At 48.1% G+C, this 4690-nt stretch carries 6 protein-coding genes; 1 reads left to right on the forward strand and 5 read right to left on the reverse strand.

Going from position 1 to position 4690, the window contains the following annotated elements:
* Positions 1-813: ABC transporter substrate-binding protein (locus A3751_RS05035; RefSeq protein ID WP_068452944.1), on the forward strand; the 813-nt coding region annotated here is incomplete at its 5' end.
* Positions 814-826: 13 nt separating this feature from the next.
* On the opposite strand, the gene A3751_RS05040 is transcribed toward A3751_RS05035, so the two are convergent.
* The 5 genes from A3751_RS05040 to A3751_RS05060 all read right to left on the reverse strand — a co-directional run.
* Entirely contained in the window at positions 827-1507 is a 681-nt protein-coding gene (locus A3751_RS05040) for a glutathione S-transferase family protein (protein ID WP_068452946.1), read from the reverse strand.
* 99 nt (positions 1508-1606) lie between these two features.
* Positions 1607-1966, reverse strand: coding sequence for a hypothetical protein (locus A3751_RS05045; protein WP_068452953.1), 360 nt, complete (start codon positions 1964-1966; stop codon positions 1607-1609).
* Between the two features lie 112 nt (positions 1967-2078).
* The gene (locus A3751_RS05050; protein WP_068452957.1) at positions 2079-3824 is read right to left on the reverse strand and encodes an SWIM zinc finger domain-containing protein; all 1746 of its coding nucleotides are present in this window, start codon (positions 3822-3824) and stop codon (positions 2079-2081) included.
* Between the two features lie 6 nt (positions 3825-3830).
* A complete protein-coding gene (locus tag A3751_RS05055; protein WP_068452959.1) occupies positions 3831-4073 on the reverse strand; it encodes a YheU family protein in 243 nt (80 codons plus the stop codon).
* Between the two features lie 58 nt (positions 4074-4131).
* A partial coding sequence (locus A3751_RS05060; protein ID WP_304439010.1) for a molybdopterin dinucleotide binding domain-containing protein occupies positions 4132-4690 on the reverse strand: 559 nt, incomplete at its 5' end.

Raw genomic sequence — 4690 nt, forward strand, 5'->3', positions numbered from 1 at the left:
TCTTCCGTACTTGGCGCATTAAAAGCTGGGCAAATAGCTGCCCTATACAGGCTTAAGCAAACCAAGATGGTTATATTGGCATTGTGGTTATGTTTCGTTTTTTCCGCTACTTCGTCTGCCGACGAGCATACCGTTAGCATCTGTATTGATGACTGGCCTCCGCACATCGTCAATGCCGGAAACGAACGGCCCGGGCCAATGACGCGTGCTGCAAACCAAATTTTCAAGCTAGCGGGACACAAGACAAATGTCATCTGGGCACCGTGGCAGCGGTGCATCGAAAATGTGAAGCTGGGTATCTGGGACACCTCACTCGGCTGGTCTAAGACGCCTGCCAGGTTAGAGCACTTGCTTTTTAGCCGCCCTCTCACCACGAGTTATCATTTATTTATGTCGCTCAAGAGCTCAGAATTTGACTGGAAGGAGTGGGTCGACTTAAAAGGACTGCGCATCGGCATGACAGAAGCATACAGCTACGGCGAAGCCTTCGAAGAGCATAGGAGTAAGGGCTTGTTCGTCACAGAAACAGCACAAACCGACTCAGAGAGTTTGAAAAATTTGCTTGAAGGCCGTGTTGACGTATTTCCACTCAACAAAGATACGGCTTGGTCGATCGCGAAGAAAAACCTTTCTCAAGAAGAGGTGACCATGCTCGCCCTTCACCCAAGACCTCTAAGCAAAAACCGAAAGACTCATGTCATCTTCTCAAGGAACAAGAGAGGCGAAGTACTTATGAAAGACTTTGAAGACGCGGTAGCTGGGCTTGAGGAGAGCGGAGAGTTCTCAAAAATGTTCGAGTACCTCCGCCACTGAGCGCTGAAGTTAGCTAACTTTTTGGGCCGTACTCGTAGTCCCCACCCTTACTCAAACCTTCTAGATACGCTGGCCGAGACTGGCAACGCTCGACGAAGGCGCAAATGTTAGGGCAAGTCGCGTCAGAGATTTTTCCTTTTGCCACAAGCGCCTCCAACGGAAAGCTCATTTGGAAATCGGCACCCGTCAACGTGTCCCCCACGAACCATTCTTTCCCAGCCAGATGCGTTTCAATAAATGCCAGAAGGCTGTCTATCTCAGGTTGAACGAAGTCGCCCATCACTTTCGCCGATATTCCCTTGGCAATAGGTTTTACGAAAAATGGCATTGGGCTTTCCTTCACTTTGTCGAACAGCAACGCCATTAACAAAGGAGGCATCAAGGAGCCTTCCGAAAAGTGAAGCCAGTAGCTCACATCGGTCTCTTTCTGACCAGCCTCTGGCTTGAATGCACCGTTTTTATCATACGTTCGAAGGAGGTATTCAATGATCGTACCGGATTCTGCGACGGTGATATCACCATCAGTGATCACCGGTGACTTGCCGAGTGGATGCACCTTTTTGAGACTCTTCGGAGCACGAATGGTGACGGGGTCTCTCTCGTACAGTTTGATCGTATAGTCGACGCCAAGCTCTTCGAGGAGCCAAAGAATCCGTTGAGATCGAGAATGGTTTAGATGATGTAATACCAACATAGTATGAGTCCCTGAGTTGAGTGAGTCAGCATGGTGTGATTAATCACCACGCTGACATTGACCTGTTATTGTTTTCTAACGCTCGATGCATACGCTTGGTTAAGGTATTTGGATCTTTGGCCCCCCTTCGGAACCAGGCACAACGATCTGTGATGCTTGCTGACGGCGCATCTCTTGTAGCTCTTTCATTGTGTCTTCCATCGCCTGTGCAGCGCCATCTGAAAATGCTTCTACGGCAGCAGCAAGATTATCCACTGGAAGCTCAAAACTTAGAGGCAGCGCTCCGGCAGGCGTCATCATTTGCGCCTGCCCAAGGTACTGAACGGCTCGAGAATCGTCGCGCTCTCCGTCCTGCGTCACGGGCGTCATAACACGGATGGTTCCGATTTTTTGATCTGTATACATATCTTCGCGATACAAGTTGGCTGCATCCATATTCATCTGTGGTTCGTCTGACATAGCTTTTCCTGAGAGTTCTTGGTTAGTTTAATGGGTAATACAGCAGGGGATTATCGCGATTAAGGCATCACCTTGTCACCCCTTTATGCCCCGCTTATTAAGATAGTAAAACTCAATGCGGCGCTGCTCGGTGTTTTTCCACTAATCGAGAAAAATTGCTCCGTTCTCGAATCATGTAGTCAAATGACGCCACAAACTGATCAAATTCGTCTTGAGATAGACCCTGTTGCTCATAGTTCTGGCGCAACAATACGAGCTGCTCTGCGGCAAGATCATCGCTTCGATTTTGTTTTTTTGACAACAGGTAGGGGATCAGGACTTGCCGAAGACGCAGCACAGAAGCCAGATCTTTGGCCTCATCCATTAACTTGCTAATTTTTACCCGCTGATCAATGAGTATTCGCTCATCTTGACCAAGAACCATAGCTAAGCCCGCTATGTAACGTTTAACAAGTAAATCCGCTAACTGCGTGAGAGCACGATACTGTCTCTCCTCCGGGTCTTCATGCGGGTTAATCGCAGCAACAGTACGATAAAGATCTAACATTAGCGCCTCTGGCATCGATTCCAGTATTTCAGAATCAGCAAAGGACAACCATTCAATAAAAGCCGTCGCATTGGTGTTAGCGAGACGCTGAAGTGCAACAGCATCATTTAGCGCAAAACCAAGCTGAATTGCTTTTTTGGCAACCGCCTCATTGACAGGGTGTTTCTGTAAAGCGACGAGAGCCCGTTCGAAGGCGTAATCACACCCATGTTGTGATTCAATTTCTTCAAGCCAATTCAGCCAGCTCATAGGGCTCAAGGCCAACTCTTCTCGTAAGGTCTGAAGCCAAAGGACGTGCTGTTTCTTGGCATAATCGGGTGTTGCTAACGAGACAACTTGTTGAGCCAATTTTCGCCATTGCCACGCGTCTTCAAGCTGAGGAAGAGAAGCATGGGCTGAGGCCGCTTTAGGTAACTTGATTTGCGGGACCTTTTGGGCTGCCCATAAAGCGCTAGCGCGCGAACGAAAGAGCGCAACAGCACCTTCTGCGGCGGACAAATAGCACTCGTAATCAAGACCTATAAGAGAAAATTTGTCCGCAAAGTAGACTTTCTCAAAGCGCTTCACCAGTGTTAAAGGGCGACCCTCAAGAAGAACAAACAGACGTTGATACAGATGACGAAGATGCTTACCAGGCTGTTCGTGAAAACCCCACTTATCATCAACCTGTTGCAATAGCTGAGTAAGGCGAGCAAGTGCATACTCAACCAACTTTAGTCCTTCTTTTGGATAGACCTCAAACTCGGCCTGCTCAAACTCGGCAAATAATTGATTAATGCGAGAAAAAAAGACTTTTACTTGCCGCTGACTAAACAGATTCCTCTTGTCATCAATCCGCGTTAACTCTGTGACTCGCGCTTTTAGCTTTACGAAGTCGATCTGCTCATTCGACAAGGTCGCCTTCAACGAAAAGCGCTCAAACTGCTCGGGCATCTGCTCAAGAAGATCAAGCATATGCTTGGCCATCACCTGTTTATCTAAGCCAAGTAGGTAGGCAAAAATTCGGGATTTTTCAGGCCCCTTCGACAACGAGAGCAACTGCTGAGACAAGTGATTGCCATGTAAAACCAGCTCTACACAGTGATGGCAAAAGTCAAAACCATCGGACTCTGGACACGAACAATGCCCATCAACGATGTTCCCGACATGCTTTAACTCAACATCAAAGCCATCAACCACTGCAGTGACGAAGTTGCCTTTTCGATGATACTTCTCGATGCGATTACTTTGATAAGCGGCAATGCCACGCTGGTAACCCGCCTTGCCCGCGCGTTTTAAAAGCTCTTCTTGCCCAACAATGAATTGAGACATACCGTCTTACTCGTGCTGTTGTGGCGGAGTGTTAAGGTCGGGCAGTTCATTCGCTGCTAACAGATAAGCACTTTCTTCATACTCACTGTACCAAAGCACCAGTTCACCGTTATTAAGCGCCTTTTGAGCAAAAGCGATGCGCTCTGCCTCTGGGGATTCGGTATCATTCAGCCCCCAAGCGCGATGACAATATTCTTTTAACAGGCCTTCGAGCGCTTCGGAGCTCACCGACTCATGCGGTATCACCATAGTGTTTACTACTTTTATGGTTTGTTTGTGATTTGCTTTTTAGGCACATCTGCTGCGCCTATGATGCAACCTTGGCTTTGCGAGCTCTGGTTTTCTTTGCCGCTGCCGCTTTTGGTTTTGCAGCTCGTGAGGCCGCTTTACGTGGCGGTGTTTTCAACACTTCGACCCTGACAGGCATACCGTTTAAAACCGATGTTCCTGTTAGTTTATCGACAAACTGATCGGAGATAAGTACATTCACATTTACCCCCGGCCGCTTACTCGCTATTGAAAGCTGCGTACCTTCATGATCATGCCCCCAACCATGCGGGATACTAATAACACCAGGCATGATATCTGCCGTCACTTCACATTCGATGGTGACCGCGCCATAGTCGGTCGATACTTTAAGCAAGTCACCATTGGAGATTTTCCTTAGTTTGGCATCTTCCTCACTAATCTGCGCGGTACAGCGGTTCTTACCTTTGACGAGCCGCTGGCTATTATGCAACCAAGAGTTGTTGGAACGAATATCCCGCCGGCCAATCAACATCATTTGAGCGTGCTCATCCGATTGCTTGACGGACGATTGAAGCATTTCATCCAACATCCCCAAGTGTTTCCTCAGCCGAGGGATA

It is taken from the genome of Oleiphilus sp. HI0080, assembly GCF_001635135.1.

Bases quoted from the DNA above. Each gene is read 5' to 3' on its own strand.
- A3751_RS05050 (WP_068452957.1), bottom strand. From the start codon at position 3,824: ATGTCTCAATTCATTGTTGGGCAAGAAGAGCTTTTAAAACGCGCGGGC.
- A3751_RS05040 (WP_068452946.1), bottom strand. From the start codon at position 1,507: ATGTTGGTATTACATCATCTAAACCATTCTCGATCTCAACGGATTCTT.
- A3751_RS05055 (WP_068452959.1), bottom strand. From the start codon at position 4,073: ATGGTGATACCGCATGAGTCGGTGAGCTCCGAAGCGCTCGAAGGCCTG.
- A3751_RS05045 (WP_068452953.1), bottom strand. From the start codon at position 1,966: ATGTCAGACGAACCACAGATGAATATGGATGCAGCCAACTTGTATCGC.